General features: G+C 70.0%; 19 protein-coding genes. 13 read left to right on the top strand and 6 right to left on the bottom strand.

Annotation, left to right across the window (positions count from 1 at the left end):
• Window positions 1-105: 105 nt before the first annotated feature.
• The 3 genes from add to L324_RS04480 form a co-directional block, all read right to left on the bottom strand.
• A complete protein-coding gene (add, locus tag L324_RS04490) occupies window positions 106-1,155 on the bottom strand; it encodes an adenosine deaminase (protein ID WP_037304305.1) in 1,050 nt (349 codons plus the stop codon).
• 128 nt (window positions 1,156-1,283) lie between these two features.
• Window positions 1,284-2,087, bottom strand: a complete 804-nt coding sequence (locus tag L324_RS04485) for a DNA-formamidopyrimidine glycosylase family protein (protein WP_037304304.1) — start codon at window positions 2,085-2,087, stop codon at window positions 1,284-1,286.
• A gap of 5 nt (window positions 2,088-2,092) precedes the next feature.
• Entirely contained in the window at window positions 2,093-2,956 is an 864-nt protein-coding gene (locus tag L324_RS04480) for a ParA family protein (RefSeq protein WP_037304303.1), read from the bottom strand.
• Between the two features lie 111 nt (window positions 2,957-3,067).
• Between L324_RS04480 and L324_RS04475 the strand changes: the two genes are divergently transcribed.
• The 3 genes from L324_RS04475 to L324_RS04465 all read left to right on the top strand — a co-directional run bounded on the left by L324_RS04475 (window position 3,068) and on the right by L324_RS04465 (window position 5,932).
• A complete protein-coding gene (locus L324_RS04475; RefSeq protein ID WP_037304301.1) occupies window positions 3,068-3,799 on the top strand; it encodes a methyltransferase domain-containing protein in 732 nt (243 codons plus the stop codon).
• Window positions 3,800-4,100: 301 nt separating this feature from the next.
• Entirely contained in the window at window positions 4,101-5,318 is a 1,218-nt protein-coding gene (gene dinB / locus L324_RS04470) for a DNA polymerase IV (RefSeq protein ID WP_037304299.1), read from the top strand.
• A 197-nt stretch (window positions 5,319-5,515) separates the two neighbouring features.
• Complete coding sequence (locus L324_RS04465) at window positions 5,516-5,932, top strand: SCO2097 family morphological protein (protein ID WP_037304297.1); 417 nt, start codon at window positions 5,516-5,518, stop codon at window positions 5,930-5,932.
• 199 nt (window positions 5,933-6,131) lie between these two features.
• Here the strand turns inward: L324_RS04465 and L324_RS04460 are convergent, their stop codons facing one another.
• From L324_RS04460 to L324_RS04450, 3 genes are read right to left on the bottom strand one after another with little or no spacing between them, the layout of a single operon-like run.
• Window positions 6,132-8,654: a transglutaminase TgpA family protein gene (locus tag L324_RS04460; RefSeq protein WP_037304295.1), complete on the bottom strand. Its 2,523-nt coding sequence runs from the start codon at window positions 8,652-8,654 to the stop codon at window positions 6,132-6,134.
• Entirely contained in the window at window positions 8,651-9,925 is a 1,275-nt protein-coding gene (locus tag L324_RS04455; RefSeq protein ID WP_037304293.1) for a DUF58 domain-containing protein, read from the bottom strand. The genes L324_RS04460 and L324_RS04455 overlap by 4 nt, the downstream gene beginning before the upstream one ends.
• Window positions 9,926-9,943: 18 nt before the next feature.
• Entirely contained in the window at window positions 9,944-11,032 is a 1,089-nt protein-coding gene (locus L324_RS04450) for an AAA family ATPase (RefSeq protein ID WP_037304291.1), read from the bottom strand.
• Between the two features lie 283 nt (window positions 11,033-11,315).
• Between L324_RS04450 and L324_RS04445 the strand changes: the two genes are divergently transcribed.
• The 10 genes from L324_RS04445 (at window position 11,316) to mraZ (ending at window position 17,632) form a co-directional block, all read left to right on the top strand.
• Window positions 11,316-11,669 carry a hypothetical protein gene (locus L324_RS04445; RefSeq protein ID WP_037304290.1) on the top strand — a complete coding sequence of 118 codons (354 nt, stop codon included), beginning with the start codon at window positions 11,316-11,318 and terminating at the stop codon, window positions 11,667-11,669.
• Between the two features lie 4 nt (window positions 11,670-11,673).
• Window positions 11,674-12,216: a DUF3558 family protein gene (locus tag L324_RS04440; protein ID WP_081736187.1), complete on the top strand. Its 543-nt coding sequence runs from the start codon at window positions 11,674-11,676 to the stop codon at window positions 12,214-12,216.
• Between the two features lie 9 nt (window positions 12,217-12,225).
• Complete coding sequence (locus L324_RS04435; RefSeq protein WP_081736179.1) at window positions 12,226-12,804, top strand: PPE domain-containing protein; 579 nt, start codon at window positions 12,226-12,228, stop codon at window positions 12,802-12,804.
• Complete coding sequence (locus L324_RS04430) at window positions 12,801-13,553, top strand: ESX secretion-associated protein EspG (protein ID WP_037304286.1); 753 nt, start codon at window positions 12,801-12,803, stop codon at window positions 13,551-13,553. Before L324_RS04435 ends, L324_RS04430 begins: the two co-directional genes overlap by 4 nt.
• Before the next feature lie 34 nt (window positions 13,554-13,587).
• Window positions 13,588-14,127 carry a YbaB/EbfC family nucleoid-associated protein gene (locus L324_RS04425; RefSeq protein ID WP_037304285.1) on the top strand — a complete coding sequence of 180 codons (540 nt, stop codon included), beginning with the start codon at window positions 13,588-13,590 and terminating at the stop codon, window positions 14,125-14,127.
• A complete protein-coding gene (locus tag L324_RS04420) occupies window positions 14,124-14,447 on the top strand; it encodes a type VII secretion target (protein WP_037304284.1) in 324 nt (107 codons plus the stop codon). The genes L324_RS04425 and L324_RS04420 overlap by 4 nt, the downstream gene beginning before the upstream one ends.
• Window positions 14,444-15,583 (top strand): WXG100 family type VII secretion target, encoded by a 1,140-nt coding sequence (locus L324_RS04415; RefSeq protein WP_037304283.1) that lies wholly within the window; start codon window positions 14,444-14,446, stop codon window positions 15,581-15,583. The genes L324_RS04420 and L324_RS04415 overlap by 4 nt, the downstream gene beginning before the upstream one ends.
• 58 nt (window positions 15,584-15,641) lie before the next feature.
• Entirely contained in the window at window positions 15,642-16,169 is a 528-nt protein-coding gene (locus L324_RS04410; RefSeq protein WP_051173611.1) for a hypothetical protein, read from the top strand.
• Window positions 16,169-16,759 (top strand): DUF6346 domain-containing protein, encoded by a 591-nt coding sequence (locus L324_RS04405; RefSeq protein WP_235783393.1) that lies wholly within the window; start codon window positions 16,169-16,171, stop codon window positions 16,757-16,759. The genes L324_RS04410 and L324_RS04405 overlap by 1 nt, the downstream gene beginning before the upstream one ends.
• A gap of 441 nt (window positions 16,760-17,200) precedes the next feature.
• Window positions 17,201-17,632, top strand: coding sequence for a division/cell wall cluster transcriptional repressor MraZ (gene mraZ, locus L324_RS04400; protein WP_005156436.1), 432 nt, complete (start codon window positions 17,201-17,203; stop codon window positions 17,630-17,632).
• The last annotated feature ends 78 nt before the right edge of the window (window positions 17,633-17,710 follow it).

The following is a 17,710-nucleotide window of genomic DNA, read 5'->3' as shown; positions in this document are numbered from 1 at the left end:
TCGCTGCTCATAAGTCCTACGCGTGCGGTCCGCTAGCGGACAGTCACCTCACGAGTCCTGTTGGAATACAACTTTGGACCACCTCCTCTCTCGTGTACCGCCACGCTATGCGAGGAGTTCGGGGTCCTGCAACAAGATTTCTTCGATCTCCGTCACCAGCGCGGCTTTGTCCGCCGAAGGCAGAAAAGACGCTTCCACGGCGTTCTTCGCGAACAGGGCGATCTCGGTCGCGTTCAGGCCCAGCGTTTCGGCGACCGCGACGTACTCGCCGTCGAGGGTGGCGCCGAACATCGGCGGATCGTCGGTGTTGAGCGTGACCACCACGCCGTGGTCGAGCAGCCGCCGCACGGGATGCGCCGCGACCGAGGCGAACTGCCCCGTCCGGATATTCGACGTGGGGCACACCTCCAGCGGGATCCGTTGCACCGCAAGGTATTCCAGTAGCGCCGGATCGGTGTGCGCGCCGACGCCGTGCCCGATCCGCTCGGCGCCCAGATCGTGCACCGCCGACCAGACGGTGGCGGGCCCGGTGGTCTCACCGGCGTGCGGGACGCTGTGCAGCCCGGCCTCGCGGGCGGTGGTGAAGAAGGGGGCGAACTGCGCGCGGCCGACGCCGACCTCGGGTCCGCCGAGACCGAAGGACACCAGGCCGTCGGGGCGTTCGCGGAGCGCGAACACGACCGTCTCGCGGCCGGCGACGACCCCTTTCTCGCCGGGAATGTCGAAGCACCAGGCCAGTTCCACCCCGTGGTCCGCCCGTGCGGCCGCCCGTCCGGTGGCGAGACCGGTGAGAAGATCGTCACCGGTCATGCCGTCCAGAAGGTGGTTGTACGGCGTCACCGTGACCTCGGCGTACCGCGCGTTCTGCGCGGCCAGATCAGCCGCCAGCCCGGTGACGAGGGTGTGGATGTCGCGGGCGTCGCGCACCAGCGACGTCACCGCAAGGTAGTTGCGGAGAAAATGCGGGAAGTCGCGGAAGGTGAAGAACTCGGCGAGCGCCGCGGGGTCGGTCGGCACCCCCGCGGACGGTCGGCGCCGGGCCAGTTCCAGCACCGTGGGCAGACTCGCCGAACCGACGAGGTGGACGTGGAGTTCGACCTTGGGCAGGGCGTGCACGAACGCGCGCAGCGCCTCGCCGGTGAGGAATCCGGGCATGACGAAAGCTCCCTGAACTGGGGTGAAGGGTGACGTGCGGGGTGGACCGGGCGGCTCAGGGAGCGAGGTCGCCGCGTTCGGTGTCGGCCCCGTAGAGCGGGAGCTTGAACAACGTCACAGGGGTCAGCTTAGCGGCCGGGAGCGGGCCCGGACTGGCATTTCGGGCAGAACCACGTGGGCCGCGCCTGGTGCCCGGCGCCCTGGGAAGCGACCTGTAGCCGCCCGCCGCAGCGGAAACAGCCCTGCTTGGTCCGTTCGTAGACCCAGTGCTCCCGGCCGCGGCGCAGGTCACCGGTGGTGGTCTGCGAGGTGCGCCACGCGTTGGCCTTCAACAGCTTGCGGCCGAGTGCGACCGCCTTCGCCGGGTCCACTTCGGACACCGGCGTCCACGGCGTGACGCCGAGCAGGAAGCACATCTCGACCTTGTACATGTTCCCGATCCCGGCCATGATCCGCTGATCCAGCAGGGCGTCGCCCAGTTCGCGATCCGGGTCCGCGGCCAGCGCGGCCGCCGCCCGCCCCGCCAGTTCGTCCGTCCACTGTGGATCGAGCAGATCCGGGCCGAGATGGCCGACCAGGCTGTCTTCTTCGCCCGTGGGCACGAGTTCGAGATCGTGCACGCGGAAGCCGACCGCCTGCACGTCTTCGGCCGCGAGGATGACGCGCGCGTGATGCGCCGGATGGCGCCAGCGGGCCCCTGCCGGATAGACCGCCCACTTGCCGTCCATCCGCAGGTGGCTGTGCAGGGTGAGGTCGCCGGAGAACCGGGTCAGCAGGTGCTTGCCGACCGTGCCGACGCCGAGCACCTCCCGCCCGGCGAGATCCGCCGTGGCGAGCCGGGGAACCCGGAACTCGCCCCGGACGAGGGTCTTCCCGGCCAGTGCCTTGTCGAGGACCTTGCCGGCGAGGAAGACGGTGTCGCCTTCGGGCATCCGCGCTAACCCGTGCCGGTGTCGCTCAGCTTGGTGGGCTCTTCGGTGGGCTCCGGCTCGTCGCCGCGGACGCGATGCCGTCCGGCGCGGTTCGAGCGGAGCACCTTGGCCAGCACCATGTTGAAGGTGAGCGCGATCTCCTGGGCGCCGGGGGAGTGCCATTCGTGGATCGGGCTGCAGGCACCCTGGGCCTGCTGCACCGCGAGCCTGTCCGGGATGGCCGTCGGCATCACCAGCGGCCCGAAGTTCTCCCGCAGTTCCGCCACCCGGAACTGGTGCTCGTAGGAGCGCACGCGGAGCTTGTTGACCACGACGCCGATCGGGCGCAGCCCCGGGTTCTGCTCCTCGCGGATCTTCTCGATCGCTTCGAGCGCGCGGCGGGCGCCGGAGACGGCGTACATCGTCGGTTCGGTGACGATCAGGGCGCTGTCGGCGGCCACCAGCGCGGAGCGGGTCAGCCTGCCCAGCGACGGCGGGCAGTCGAGGATCACCAGTTCGTAGGGTTCCTCGCGCAGCGGGTTGGTGTGCAGTTCGTCGAGCGCGCGGGAGAGGTTCTCCAGACGGCGGCTGTCGGCGTCGGGCTCGTTGAGCATCTCCAGCTCTTCGGCGCCGACGAGGACGTCGATCCGGTCGCTCCAGACGCTGGGCGCGATCGCGCGTTCGAGCACCGAGCGCACCGGCGTCTCCAGGACGTCGGCCAGCGTGCGATCGGTGAGGGGCGGGTCCAGCGAGGTGGTGGCGTTGCCCTGCGGGTCGAGATCGGCCACGAGGGTCCGGGCGCCCCTGCGCAGGGCTGCGGACGCGACACCGAGAGCGACCGTCGTTTTACCGACGCCACCCTTCAGGCTGAGAACAGCGACCGTGTGCACTCGACACAGCCTACGGGCCTTCCGCGAGCCGGCTCCCCGGCAAGGTGTCGAACACCGCATCGGACTACACAGGTAATGCCCGCCGGAAGCCGGGCATTACCCTGTGCGCTTATGAAGACGGACACCGTGGCCACGCGGGGATCGGGGGCGGTCCGCCGGGTTCTCGAAGCAGAACTCCGGGCCGCCCGGGCGCGAGGCGCACAACAGCCGCACGTCGTCGACGTCGGCGGAGGGAGCGGCGGCTGGGCGGTGCCGCTGGCTTCGGCGGGCTGCCTGGTGACCGTCGTCGAGCCGAACCCCAACGCGCTGGCGACGCTGCGCCGCCGCGCCGAGGAAGAGGGCGTCTCCGCCAGCATCACGGTGATCGCCGACGACTCCGACGCGCTCGGCGCCCACGTCGCGGACGGCTCGGCCGACCTGGTGCTCGCGCACGGCCTGCTCGAGGTCGTCGATGACCCTGAGCTTGTGCTCGCCGCGCTGGCCGCCGCGGTCAAACCCGGTGGCGCGGTGTCGGTGCTGGTGGCCAACCGCCACGCCGCGATCCTGCAGCGCGCCCTGGCCGGACGGCTGGGCGAGGCCCGGGAGCTGCTCGCGGCCGAGAGCGGCGTGCTGGGCGGCGGCCGGGAGACCGTGCTGCGGCGCTTCGACGCCGAGGCGCTGCGGGCGCAGCTGGTCGCGGTGGGGCTCGAAGTGATCTCACTGCAGGGCGACGGCGTCGTGGCGGATTTCGTGCCCGGAGGGGTGCGGGAAGAGGACCTGGCGGAGTTCGAGCTGGCGGCCGCGTCGGTGTCGCCGCTGCGGGACATCTCCAGCCGGCTGCACGTCCTGGCCCGCCGCCCCTGAGCCTCGTGGGCGGTATGCCGGTCAGGCCCAAGCCCGGTCCGTGAAGGCCTCCTTCACTACCTTCAGGGTAGGAAACGCGACCTTCACACCTTCCCAAGTACATGAAGGCCCCCTTCCTTGCGCCAGGCGCAAGGAAGGGGGCCTTCATGTACTCCCGCCGGGACCCACGACACCGGCGACCGGGCCGGTCAAGTCTCGTGAGTGGTAATGACGGTTCTAAACCGTCATTACCACTCACGAGACTGTCGGTGGTCCGGGCTAGGTTCTGCCCGTGGGACGAAATGCCGAGCTGCCTGGCGGGATGGCCCGCTACCGCGTGACGACCGGGGCCACCACCTGGCCCGACGACACCGGTTGCGGGCTGCTGCACGTCGACATGGACGCCTTCTTCGTCTCCTGTGAGCTGCGCACCCGGCCCGAACTGGCGGGCAAGCCGGTGGTCGTCTCGGGCGGCGGGCCGAGGTCGGTCGTGGCGGCCGCGAGTTACGCGGCGCGCGAGTTCGGCGTCCGGTCGGCCATGCCGTTCTCGACGGCGAAGCGGCTCTGTCCGCAGCTGATCTGCATCACCCCGACACCCGGTCTCTACGGCGAGGTCTCGAAGGGCGTCATGGGGGTCTTCCGCGAGCTGACGCCGCTGGTGGAGCCGCTGAGCCTCGACGAAGCCTTCCTGGACGTCAGCGGGGCGCTCAAACGGCTGGACTCCACGCCCGCGCGGCTCGGCGCCTGGATCAGGGAACGGGTGGCCGCCGACTTCGGCATCAGCTGCTCGGTCGGCGTCGCGAAGGTCAAGTTCGTCGCGAAGCTGGCGTCCGGGATGGCGAAACCGGACGGCATGGTCGTCGTCCCGGCGGCCGAGACGCTCGCGTTCCTGCGTCCGCTGCCGGTGTCGGCGCTGTGGGGGGTCGGGAAGCGCACCGAGGAACATCTGCGGCAGCAGGGCCTCGACACGATCGCCGACGTCGCCGCCGCGCCGCTGCCCCGGTTGCGGCGTTCGCTCGGGCGGGCGCTGGGCGAGCATCTGTACGCGCTCGCGCACGGGCACGACGAACGCCAGGTCGTCCCGGAGACACCGGACAAGTCGATCGGCGCCGAGGTGACCTTCGACGTCGACCTCCACGACCGCTCGGCACTCGGGCTGGAACTGCTCCGGCTGTCCGAACGCGTCGCCGCCACCCTGCGCCGCCGGGGACTGCGCGGGCGGACGGTGTCGATCAAGGTCCGGTTCGCGGATTTCAAGACCATCACCCGCGCCAGGACAACCGCCGTTCCGGTGGACGTGGCCCGTGACATCCACCGGACCGCCGTCGAACTCCTCACCGAGCACGCGCCGGCGGGCGCGGTCCGCCTGATCGGCGTAAGGGTCGAGGGATTGGACACGGAGAGTAGTGGAGAACAACTACTTTTCGATTCACCCGAACCCCGTTGGCGGGATGCGGAGGTGGCCGCCGACGTCGCGAGGTCGAAGTTCGGCGCCGCGGCGGTGCGGCCCGCGTCACTGCTGACCCCCCGTGACCAGTGACATCGGCCGCTCGACCGTCTTCGAGAGAGCCGAGTCGGGTGGTTTCGGCCAATTCGATCCCTTCTGGATACGGGATCGGGTAGTCGGACGAGCGCGGGGCTCGTATCCTGGACAGAGACACCCCGCCTGGGGTTGTCTGTTGGGTCCATGACGTTGCGCGGCCCGGCGCCCGCGACAGCTGTGCCGGAGGAGGAAAGATGCCACTCTCCGAGCATGAGCAGCGGCTGCTCGATCAGATCGAGCGCGAGCTCTATGCCGAGGACCCCAAGTTCGCATCCACGGTGCGAGGCACCCGGTTGCGCCGCCCCGCCCGCCGACGGCGTATCCAGGGCGTTGCCCTGTTCGTAGTGGGCGTCGCACTGTTGGTGCTCGGCGTGGTGGTCAACATCCGGGTGGCCGAGATCCCAGTGATCAGCGTGCTCGGGTTCCTCGTGATGTTCTTCGGAGTCATGATGGCCGTCACATCGATTCGGCACGGAGCCGAAGCGGAGGACGCCCACGACAGCGGTGGTCCGCGAGCCGGTGGAGGTGGCGGCGGCAAGTCGTCCCCGCGCCGGAGCTCGTTCACCCAGCGCATGGAAGAGCGCTTCCGCCAGCGCTTCGAGGAGCAGTAGCTCTCACACACGCGAACATGCCGACGGGGCACCGCCTCGTCGGCATGTTCGCGTTCTCGTGTACTCCGCGCTCTGCTTGAAGGAGCTGAAGGGCGCTTTCCCCGCATGCGACGCGGTGAAAGCGCCCTTCAGCGCGTGAGATGCGGGGAAGGGGCCCTTCAGCTCCCGGGCCGGGGCGCCACCGCGGACCCGGCGGCGGCTACTTGCCCCGGCGCCTCAGCGACCGCGGGAACAGGCGGCCCTTCCACGACATGGGCGCGTTCCGTTTCAGGCTCCGGCGGACCTCGTCGAAGGCCGGGCCCAGCTCGTCGTCGCTCGCCGGCTTGTCCGAGTACCAGGACGTCTCCACCACGCCGATGACCGTCCGCAGGCCGGAGCGGCCCTCCTCGTCGAGGCGGTGCTTCTCGGCGACCTTCCGGCCCGCGACCCGCACCGTGTCCCCGTCGGAGAGCGGCAGGCCCCGGTCCGCGCATTCGTCCATCAGCTCGCGCCAGGCCGCGTCGGCCGCGGCGGGGGAGCGGGACGCGATCTTCTGCAGCCTCAGCCGCCGCTTGATCTCCCGGATCGCCGTCGGCGTGCCCAGCCCGCCGAGGACGACCACCAGGATCAGCGCGAACCACCACGAGACCCACGCCGCCAGGAACGCGAACGCCGCCACCCACAGCCCGATCGCGATCAGCGGCAGCCAGTTCGTGACGTTCGGATTGTCCAGGAACCCGCCGCCGCCCTCGGCGACCGGAGCCGGTGAATCCGGGGACGGCCCCGGGCGCATGAGCGCCCGGTATCTCAAGCGGGTGCGCACGATCACGACCACGGTGACCGCGGCCGCCAGGCCACCGAGGAGGCCGGCGAGGATCGCGGGCCACAGCGGCTCCTCCTCCTGCTGGCCCCCGGCGTCGCCCGCACCGAGATTCGGGTCCTGGTCCCGGGGCGTGCCGGTGGCGGGGGCGCTCGACGCGGGCGCGCTCGGCACTTCCTGGGTGTCGTTGGTCGTGGAGCTGCTGGTGTCGGTCTGCAGGTACGGCGGGACGACCGCGCGGCCGTCGACCAGCGGCGTCGGGTCGAAGCTGACCCAGCCCTTCGTCTGGAAGTAGACCTCGACCCACGCGTGCGCGTCCTCGGAGCTGATCGAGAGGTGATCGCCCTTCGGCGTGCCGGAGGTGAAGCCGATGGCGACCCGCGACGGGATGCCGACCGACCGCAGCATCACGGCCATCGCGGACGCGAACTGCTCGCAGAACCCGCGTTTGCCGTTGAGGACGAAGTCGGCGAGCGCGTCGGAGTCGGTGGCGTCGGCGGTCTTGGTGTCGTAGACGAAGCCGTTCTGCGCGGTGAAGAACGACCAGATCGCCTGGGCCTTGTCGAAGTTGTTCGACTCATTCTCGGTCAGCTGCCTGGCTTTCGCCGCCACCCGCGGGTCGACGCGGTCGATCTGGACGAACTGCTGCGGCACCTCGGCCAGGTTCGGGTCGTCGAGCCGGAGTTCGTCCTTCGACGGTTCCTTGATCGACGCGGTCTCGGTGTAGGCGGGCGCGTTCTGCTTGGTCGTGGTGAACACGGCGCCGCCGACCGGGTCGTACAGCCAGTTGTCGGCGAGTCCGGTGATCGACCGCGGCGCGCCGTAGATCGGCAGCCAGTTGTCGACCCAGTTCGTCGGCTCGATGCGGACCTCACGCGCCGGTCCGGCGCCGTCGTCGCCCGGAGCGGGCGGGAGCCCCTGGTTGGCCTGCACACCCTGCTGGGCCCGGCCGTTCTGCGCCAGTCCCCAGCCCTTGTTCGGGGTGAACGTGTCGAGGGTGAACGCGCGCAGCAGGCGCTTGTCCGCGCCCATCCCGTAGACCTTGAACAGCTCCACGTTCTCGCCCTGGTCGAGCAGTCCGCGCAGCTGCGTGAACGGCTCGACGCCGAACCCGCCCGCGCCGCCCCGGCCCGACCCGGTCCCGCCGGGAAGGCTGCCGACCGTGCCGACGCCGGTGACGGCCGCGCCGATGACCAGGCCCATCGCGATCGCGGCACTCACCACGCCGACGGGAGCGGTCAGCGTGCCCGCCGAGTTGCCCAGCCCCGGCGCGTCCCGGTTACGCCAGCGGCGATGCCGGTGGTTGCCGTCGACGGCGAGCAGCGCGGCGAAGGCCGCCGCGCCGAGCAGGAACGTCCACCACGGCAGCATTTCCTCGGCCAGCGCGGCCGGGACGGCGTACACGCACAGCAGCACCAGCCCCGTCGCGGCGGGCGCGGCGGCGGCCACCGCGAGGGTGTCGACCAGCACCGCGACCAGGCCGATCGCGATGGTGACCAGGCAGAGGATCGGCGGCGTGCCCTCGACCGGCGGCAGGCCGACGCGGATCTGCTCGGCCGACGCGGCGAGCACGCCGCGCAGTTCTTCGAGCGCGTCCGGGCCGGGGATGATCTTCAGGATCCCGCTGGTGGTGAACGCGCCGGTGACCAGGAACAGCAGCACCAGCAGCTGCGCGAGGCCGACGACGATGGTCGGCGCGCGCAGCGAGCGCAGGGCGAGCCCGGTCGAGGCGATCAGGACGACCGCCACCAGCAGGTAGCCGAACCACGCCCAGCCGGTGACGACGCCGGTGAGCGAGGTCGAGGCGAACAGGGTGGCGAGCCCGGCGGCGACCGGGGCGAGCACGCTGCTCGTCCAGACCGGCGGTGGCGCCTCGGGCCGGGGTTTCGGTGTGTGCGCGACGGGTGGCGCGGTCGTGGTCACAGGCCACCTCCGATCAGGGTGCCGCGGCGGGTGGCCGTCTGGCACAGCTCGGCCCAGACCTGCTGCATGGGCGAGCCGGGACCGGCGACGACGACGCCCCAGCCCGCGGCGCGCAGCAGCGCCACCGACTCCTCGGTGGCGGCGGCCCGGTTCTCGGGCCGGTTGACGCCCGAGGACCAGCCCGGGGTGTCGAGCAGCACGGCGAGGCTCCGGATCCCGCGTGGGCGGTACCGGGACAGCTCGTGCACGGATTCGTTGCTGACGGTGCCGAGCACGGCGATGAGTTCCTGTCCTTCGGCCGGGTCGTGGCCGAGGGTGATGTCGCGCTGGTGCGCGGGCTGGAGCGCGGCGAGGACGTCGAGCACGACGTTGTCGTAGTGCTCGCCACCCTCGCCGGGGGTGTCGGCCAGGGTCTGGCCGTGTTCGGTGATCAGCCGGACGCGGTGCCCGGAGCGGCGCAGGTGCAGTGCCACGGACGCGGCGAACGACACGGCCCATTCGAGGCTCGCGGCGGGTCCGGTGCCGTGGTGCGCGGCCGCGCGGTGGTCCAGCAGCACCGTGGTGCCGCCGCGCCACGGCCGCTCTTCGACGCGGACCATGATCTCGTCGCGGCGGGCGGTGGACCGCCAGTGCACCTTCCGCAGGTCGTCGCCCTGGCGGTACTGCCGGACGATCACGTCGGCCTCACCCTGTCCGGCGTGCAGGCGGATGCTGCCGTCGTCCCCGGCGCCGATCCCCGCCCCGCTGGGCAGACCCCACAGGCCGACCACCTTCGGCACGACGACCAGCCGCGAATGCCCGATCAGCTCCCGTTCGAACTCGCACAGCCCGAACGGGTCGGTGATCGTCGCCCGCAGCGGGCCGACCTGCTGGATCCCGCGCAGCACCGGCTGCAGCGGGTACCTCAGCGCGACGCGCCTGTCGTGGGGCAGCCGTTCGACGACGAACCGCGGGCGTGAACCCAGCGCGTAGGGCACGCCGTCTTCGAGGAGCACCTCGCCCGCCGGGAGCCTGCCGTCACGCCAGAGTTCGAGCTGGACCTCGCCGGGCGAGCCGACGGAGACCCGCTCCGGGCGCAGTGCGCGGGCCGCGCCCAGCCGCAGCCGGGTCGCCGAGATGAAGAAGGCGACCAGCAGCGGCAGGGCGACGACGAACACCGCCACCCGCAGCAGGTCCCGTTCGTTGAGCACGAACGAGCACACCGCCGCGGCGACGCCGGCGGCGAGGAGGCAGCGGCCGCGTGTGGTCAGGCCGGACAGAGCACGCAGCATGTGGCGCCGTTTCCTTTATCAGCGGTGGTTCGTACCCGCGGAGCCCTGCGGAACGGGGACACGGTGCAGGATCGCGCGGACCACGTCGGTGGCCGAGCGGCGGGCCGCGTGCGCCTCGGTGGTGAGCACCAGCCGGTGCGCCAGCACCGGGACCGCGACCGTGTGCAGGTCGTCCGGGACGACGAACTCACGGCCCGAAAGCGCGGCCTGCGCACGGGCGGCGCGGACCAGCTGCAGGGTCGCCCGAGGCGAGGCGCCGAGGCGGATCTCCGGCACCTGCCGGGTCGCGGACACCAGGTCGACGGCGTACCGGCGGACCTCCGGCGACATGTGCACCGAACGCACCGTCTCGATCAGCCGCTGCACCGAATCGCGGTCGGAGACCGGCTCGAGATCGGCCAGCGGGTTGTGCCCGGCGTGCTCGTCGACCATGGCCAGTTCGGCCTGCTGGTCGGGGTAGCCGATGGAGACCCGCGCGGTGAACCGGTCCCGCTGAGCCTCGGGCAGCGCGTAGGTGCCCTCCATCTCGATCGGGTTCTGGGTCGCGATCACCATGAACGGCTCTTCCAGGTGGTACGTCGAGGTGTCGACGGTGACCTGGTGCTCTTCCATGCATTCGAGCAGCGCCGACTGCGTCTTCGGCGAGGCGCGGTTGATCTCGTCGCCGACCACGATGTTCGCGAACACCGGACCGGGCCGGAACTCGAAACCGCCGCTCTGCCGGTTGTAGATGGACACCCCGGTGACGTCGCTGGGCAACAGGTCGGGGGTGAACTGGATCCGGCTCACGGTGCAGTCGATCGAGCGGGCCAGCGCCTTCGCCAGCGAGGTCTTGCCGACCCCGGGCACGTCCTCGACGAGAAGATGGCCTTCGGCGAGCAGGGTCACGAGCGCGATGCGGATGACTTCGGGTTTGCCGACCAGTACCCGCTCGACGTTGGCGGCGATCCGCCGCGCCGTCTCGTGCAGTTCGTCGAGCGACGCTCTGCCGTCACGGCCGTTCTGCCGGCCGCTGACCGAGCCCGTCGCCGTGGGGTACGGCGCCTGCCCGGTTGCCTGCTCGCCCTGCTGTTCGCCGGGCGTCGCAGACTGGATTCTCGACGTCACTCGACCTCCTGATGCCACGTGGCTGGTGTCCGCTGAGTCTGCTGAAGGCCAGCTTTCATCACTCGAGTGGTCCCCCGAGCAGCGGTCAGCCTCCCACGAAGTGTGTCAAACTCGGGCGAACTCTTGGGGGGAACCCCGCGAACCCCGGCCGATGACTCTGTGCGACCAGGAACCTTACCTCGATCGAGTGAGTCAAGGGCGTTTTCGGGTGCTCCCGCTGACGCGGGGTTTTGTCGTATGCTCCGATGCGAGGTCGCTCGACTACGGAGAGGCGTAATCGCATATGAGCGAGGTGAGTACCGCCAAACCACGGTTCGATCTGAGCGGGTTCGCGGTCGCCCCGGAGCTGGCGGCCGACGCCCATGTGAAGATCTCCGCCCTGCAGGACGTGGTCGGGCAGATGGTCCGCGAGGCCAAGGTGCTCGGCCGCACGGTTCCCCTCGGCGGGGGATACGCCGACGAGGTCGGCCGGTTCATGGCGCAGTACGGGATCGGTGCCGACGGCTCCGCGGTCGAGGCGCTCACCGCCTTCGGCAAGGAACTCGAGGCGCTCAAGAACCGGATCGAGAAGGCGCTGGCCCGCTACACCCGTCAAGATGAACAAGCGGCGGCGGATGTGGACTGTGTCGGCGGCTGAACCCATGAGCCCCCGCCTCCCCGGTTTCGGCGTCCTCGCTGCGCTTGTCCTCCTCACAGTGTCCGCCTGCGGGCAAGGGGCCGCAGGCCAGGCGCGGATTCCGGCCACCGAGAAGGTGGCGACCGGCGGTTCGGCCGCGGTCACCGCTCCGCCCGCCGCGCCGGATCCGTGCGCGCTGCTGGGCCCGGGGGACCGGTCGAGCGCCGGGCTGAACGTCCTCGGCGTCCCGAAGGAGATCAACGGCGCCCGCGCCTGCGACTGGACGGTGCCCGGCACCTTCGGCGTCACCATCACCGTGGACGAGCGCAACGGGCTCGCCGACCTCGAGGTCGCGCGCAAGACCGCCACGAAGACCAAGGTCGGCGACCGGGACGCGCTCAAGGTCTCCGACAAGAAGGCGGCCGACGGGACCTGCGCGGTCCTGCTCGGCATGGGGGAGAAGGCGAGCGTCCAGATCGACGTGAGCAACACGAACTTCACCGACACCCCGCTCGCCTGCGAGCGCGCGATGACGGTGGCGGGATTGGCCGAACCCAAACTGCCCTAGGAGACAAGCGTGTCTGAAGGAGAGATGCCGGGGCGCGAGGTCCCGGTCGCGGCCACGCGGTACGAGGCCTACAGCCACGAAGCGCTGGCGGCCGAGGTCGAGGACGGCAACGATCCCGAGGCCGCCGGCGGTATCGGCGCCGCCTGGGACGCGCTCGCGCGGCGGATGCACGACGCGACGTCCGAGCTGGCCGGACTGGTCGGCAGCAGCGAGGAGAACTGGCGCGGGGAAGCGGGTGACGCGCTCCGCGGCGTGCTGGCGACGGCGTCCGGCTGGCTGACCTGGTCGGCCGATCTCTCCTCCGCCCTCGGGCAGGCGATCTCCGGGCAGGCCGAGGTCGCGGCGCGGGCCCGCGCGGACATGCCGCCGCCGGTGGAGTTCGATCCGGGCGCGATGATCCGCGGTGCCGCCGCGGGCGGGAACCTGCTGGCGCTCGCGGCACTCGCCGACGAGATGGAGGCCCGCCGCGCGGAGGCCGAGGAGGCCCGGCGCAAGGCCGTCGACGTGATGAACACCCGCGACGCCTCGCTGCACTCGCTGACCCCGCGGGTCTCGTTCGGGAAGCCGCCCGAGCTGGGGCGGTCTTGATCCGCGTTTCCGCGTCGGCGTTCGACGTCCTTTGGTCCGATCTCGGCCACGCGGCCCCGCCGTGGCCGCTGTCCGTCCGCAGTGTCGGCGGCACGGAAGCGGAACGCGCCGAGATCCGCGGCGCGGTCTACGAAAACCTCGCCGAACGCGGCCTGTACGACGGGGACCGGCTCGACGCCGCCCTGGAAGCGCGACTGGACCTGCTCGCGCGCGCCGAGGTCTATGTCGAATGCGAGGCACTGGCCGACATGACGGCCGAAGCCCCGTTCCGCGCGGTCGCGGCGGCGCGGGGACGGCACGGTGTACTGGCCACTCAGCCCGAACAGACCATCGCCCTTTCCGGGATCGGCGACGGCGCGGTGTTCGCCGCGATCGTCGACGTCCTGCCGGAGCTGCGGCCCGGCCCCGGCTACGGGATCAGCCTGCCCGCGGCCCGTTTCGGCGGTGACCTGGAGGATCCGGTGTTCGGCGACGGCGGACGATCGTCGGCTTCGGACAGTCAACTGCGCGAGGTGCTCGCCATCCAGGCCCGGCCGGTCTACAGCGCGGGCCAGTTCACCGTGCGGACCCGGGGCCGTGACGGCCGGACGCGCCGGGCGGGCGGGCTGACCTGGTTCGACACCGACGTCGGCGCGTACTGCGCGGCGCGGACCGAGGGCCGCGGCGGGCAGGCATGGGTGAACGTGTCCCCTGTGGACGGTCCGCGGCTGGCCGCGCGACTGGCTTCGCTGCTGGATCCGGACCGCTAGGTTGTGAGGGTCGACAACCCGAGGGGGGTTCGGAATGACCGTGCCATTCGGTGGCCAGGTGCGCGATCCGCAGGAGTGGATGCGGGAACAGGAACAACGCAGCGCCGCCTTGCTGGCCAAGGCCGAGCAGGCGAAAACCGATCTGGAGAACAATGTCGTCACCATGAGCAGCCCGGACCGGCTGGTCACGGTGACGGTCAACCCCGGCGGCGGCCTGACGTCGCTCGCGCTGTCCCCGCAGGCACAGGAACGGCCGCCCGCCCAGCTCGCGTCGCTGATCATGAGCACCTACCGCAAGGCGACGACGAGGGCCGCGGACCGGACCCTGGAGATCATGGCCGAGCTGACCGGCGAGGATTCCGACGCGGTCGACTTCATCAAGAGCACCCTGCCGCCGAGGGAGGAACCGCGGCCCACCGCGGAATCGGACGACTCGGCCCGGTTCGGCCTCCCCGCCGAGCCACCCTCCGAGCCACCCTCTGGGCAGCCCGTGAAGCCCCGGCCGTCCCGTCCCGCGCCGGACGAGGACGACGGCGAAGACTTCCAGCACGTCGACTGGACCGGGCGCTCGTGAGCGGGCCGGGATACGGCGTCTCGCCGGAACGCCTCAAGGCGCACGCGGACCAGGTCTCCGATCTCGCCGACCGCATCCGGGGCGCGGCCTCGGCGGCGACCCAGGTCGGGATGGGCGGATTCGGTGGCTACGGCCTGCTGTGCGCGGTGCCCGTCGGTGGCGTGCTGCAGCTGGCCCAAGGCGACGCGGAGGAGCTGATGACCAGCGCGGCGAACCTCGGTGACGCGTTGTCCGGAGCGCTGAGGAAGGCGGCCACGGACTATACCGAGATCGACGACGACGCGGCGCGGCTCAGCCGGGACCTGGGGAAGAAGCTGTGAGCGAAGGACCGGTCGCGCGGCCGAGAGAACAGAATCTGGTCGCGCGGAAGGAAGCGAAGTCCGAGCCCTTCAAGGGCGGCGGAGCCTTCGAAAGTGGCTCGAGTCTGGGCGGCGACATCTACAAGGCCTTCAAGGGCGACGATGTCGACGCGTTCGCGTTCGCGATGGACGGTGTCTCGTTCAGCCTGGACGCGCTGTCAATGATCCTGAATCCGCTCGGAGAACTGGTCAAGGCCGGTGTCGGCTGGCTGATGGAGCACCTCGACTTCATCCGGGAGCCGTTGGAACTGCTCACCGGGGATCCGGAGCTGGTCCAGCAGGCGGCCCAGACCTGGAACAACATCGCCGGGGAACTCGAAGCCGTGGCGGGGGACTACGAGGGAGCACTCTCGACGACGTCCGGGTGGGACGGTGACGCTGCCATCGCCTACCGCCGCGTCGCTTTGCAGTACACACAGTCCCTGCGCGATGTAGCGGCCGACGCGAAGGACTCGGCGCACTGGATCACCACCGGGGGGATGGTGGTGGCCACCGCGCGTGCGCTGGTCTTCGACATCATCGCAACTTTTGTCAGTGATGTGATCACTCGGGCCTTGCTGGCGCTCGCCAGCTCGTGGTTCACCTTGGGCGGTTCGGTCGCGGCTTTCACCGCGAGCATCTTCGCCGACGCGGTCAACGTCATGGCGAAGATCCAGAAGAAGATCGGCAAGCTGCTCAGCGCCATCCAAAAGTTCGTGAAGAGGTTCGAAGGTTCGAGTGAGCGAGCCCGAGAGGCGGCGCGGGCGCTGGGACGTAAGGCTTCGGACCTCGGGCAAGAGGCCAACCGGGCGATCAAGGCCAGCGACAAGACCCTGGACACGTTCAAGGCCGACAATCTCAAGCTCGCGAAGAAGGCCCTGGATTCCGACGCTACGGGTGCCGAGCGCCTGCTCAAGCACACGCGTGGAGGAATGGACCGTATGGAGAACACCGTCGCCGGCAAGATCGCCGACAACACTGGCTTGAAGATCGGGAAAGAAGCCGGGAAGGCGGCCGCCGCGGACTACAACCAGTACGACGGCGGCTCAGCCGAACGCGGCAGGACGACGCCACCGAACAGCGGTCGGATCAGCGGTTCACTCGACGACGATGACTGACCGGATCGGATCGGAGGAGCGACCGGTTCGGAAGCGCCGAGGGCGATACAGCCTGCGGGTGCTCTCCGGCGTCGTCTTCGTGGTGCTGGGCGCATGGGTGATGTTCTCGTTCGGTGCCTCGCTGGGGATCGGTGCCGCAGGGACAGTGGACCGGTTCGGCGTCGCGCAGATCCGGGAGTGCCATCGCAGCCCGGTGCGACTCTGGATGATCCACGTTTGCGAGGCCGATGTGACGTGGGACCGGAAGACGCCCGGCAGACCACAGGTCACGTCTTCGACGATCGGTTCTGTCGCGGATCTGTCGGGTGAGGTGAGCGTCGTGTCCTACAAGTCAGTAGGCCGCTACGGGCTTCTTCACTACAACATCGTCCCTGTGGACCGCCCGCGGCCGTTGTTCTCCACTGGGTGGTGGTTCTTCTTTGTAATCGTGGGCACGATCCCCAGCTACATCCTCGGCTGGTTCGCGGGCAAGGGTATCGATCGGTTGCTTCCTGAACCGAAGGAGAAACCCAAGGATTGGCGTGGCGTCAGCCGTCGCACCACCCCAGGGATGAACGGACGCCGCCGCAAACGCGGACGCCGCTGATGGGCGAGCAGACCGAGCGGCCGACGCGTACCGGTCGCACCCGCTGGTGGCCCTCGGGCGTGATGGGCGCCATGGGCGTCCTGCTCACGTTGTGGCTGATGCTCTCTTTGCAGTGGGTGGTCGGTTTCGAGCCGTGGGGCACCCTGAGCAGGACCGGTACCGCCCAGGTCGAGCGGTGCCAGAGGAACGCGATCCACACCTGGATGACGTATTCGTGCAAGGCGGAAATCCGGTGGGACAACGTTTCCTCAGGAGGAGAACAGGTCTCGACCGCCGCGGTCACCTCGGTTTCCGCGCTTTCGGGCAGCGTCCCGGTAGAGGAGTACAAGTACCGGAAGAAGAACAGCTCACGAGGTGGATCTTCCGTGGTCCCGGTGGATCGGCCGCTGTGGCCGGTCGCCGACGGCTGGTGGATCCTTCTCGTTTTCGTGAGTGTGATCCCCGGCTGGTCGGCGGGGTTCTGGGTGGGAGATCGTCTCGATCGGTTGCTGCCGGAACCCACGGAGAAACCCAAGGATTGGCGTGGCGTCAGCCGTCGCACCACCCCAGGGATGAACGGACGCCGCCGCAAGCGCGGACGTCGACGGTGAGCGTGGAAGATCCGGGACACTGAACGTCCCGGATCTTCCACGCTCGGAGCGAAGCAGTCCTTTGTCGACATGTCGTCGGATGAACCGACGTCACCCTCCACTGTGTCCTCGGCGTCCCCCACCACTCCACACCGGATTCCCCACTTTCACCCCCACTTCGCCCCACCACAGGGTTCCGGCTGCCGATATCCGGACGCATCAGGCATAGATGAGGTTGCTTCGATACCCGCCCAGGGGGATCTTGGCCACCGTCCCCCACCATGCCCCCACCTGGCCCCACCTGGCTGACCAGCGAAAACGTCTGACACGACGGAGTGGTGGCGGCTTTTGTCGCGTTGACTGTGGTGAAAAGTGGGGTACGGTGGTGCGCAGTGGGGCAGAAGGGAGCCCCGTGGCCGACCCTGGTTGTCCGCAGCCGGGATCGGTAGGGAGGTGGAGCCGGTGTTCCTCGGCACCCACACCCCGAAACTGGATGACAAGGGGCGGCTCACGCTGCCCGCGAAGTTCCGCGACGCGCTCGCCGGTGGGCTGATGGTCACCAAGGGACAGGATCACTGTCTCTTCGTCTTTCCCCGGGCCGAGTTCGAGCAGATGGCGAGGAAGGTCGCCGACGCCCCGTTCACGAACGAGGCGGTCCGGGCCTATCAGCGTTATCTCTTCGCCGGGACGGACGAACAACGCCCGGACGGGCAAGGACGTATCGCGATCGCGTCCGAGCTCCGGCGCTACGCCGGGTTGAACAAGGAGTGCGTGGTGATCGGGGCGATCACCAGGTTGGAGATCTGGGATGCCCAAGCGTGGCAGGGCTACCTGGACGAACACGAGGACAGCTACGCGAAGGCTCGAGAGGAAGTTCTGCCGGGCGTCTTCTAGACGTGACCGAGGAAGCACCCACGCCGTCGGGGGGCGCGGGTTCACGCTTCGGGAACGCCGGAAACCGCCCACACGGAT

It is taken from the genome of Amycolatopsis orientalis DSM 40040 = KCTC 9412, assembly GCF_000478275.1.
Classification (GTDB): domain Bacteria; phylum Actinomycetota; class Actinomycetes; order Mycobacteriales; family Pseudonocardiaceae; genus Amycolatopsis; species Amycolatopsis orientalis.
The sequence above is the reverse complement of the archived record's forward strand: the minus strand, read 5'-3'. Positions and strand labels throughout refer to the sequence as shown.

Coding starts and splice junctions, on each gene's coding strand:
- dinB (WP_037304299.1), top strand. CDS start 4,101: ATGGCCCGCTACCGCGTGACGACCGGGGCCACCACCTGGCCCGACGAC.
- L324_RS04455 (WP_037304293.1), bottom strand. CDS start 9,925: ATGCTGCGTGCTCTGTCCGGCCTGACCACACGCGGCCGCTGCCTCCTC.
- add (WP_037304305.1), bottom strand. CDS start 1,155: ATGCCCGGATTCCTCACCGGCGAGGCGCTGCGCGCGTTCGTGCACGCC.
- L324_RS04405 (WP_235783393.1), top strand. CDS start 16,169: ATGGGCGAGCAGACCGAGCGGCCGACGCGTACCGGTCGCACCCGCTGG.
- L324_RS04465 (WP_037304297.1), top strand. CDS start 5,516: ATGCCACTCTCCGAGCATGAGCAGCGGCTGCTCGATCAGATCGAGCGC.
- L324_RS04485 (WP_037304304.1), bottom strand. CDS start 2,087: ATGCCCGAAGGCGACACCGTCTTCCTCGCCGGCAAGGTCCTCGACAAG.
- L324_RS04440 (WP_081736187.1), top strand. CDS start 11,674: ATGAGCCCCCGCCTCCCCGGTTTCGGCGTCCTCGCTGCGCTTGTCCTC.
- L324_RS04425 (WP_037304285.1), top strand. CDS start 13,588: ATGACCGTGCCATTCGGTGGCCAGGTGCGCGATCCGCAGGAGTGGATG.
- L324_RS04475 (WP_037304301.1), top strand. CDS start 3,068: ATGAAGACGGACACCGTGGCCACGCGGGGATCGGGGGCGGTCCGCCGG.
- L324_RS04445 (WP_037304290.1), top strand. CDS start 11,316: ATGAGCGAGGTGAGTACCGCCAAACCACGGTTCGATCTGAGCGGGTTC.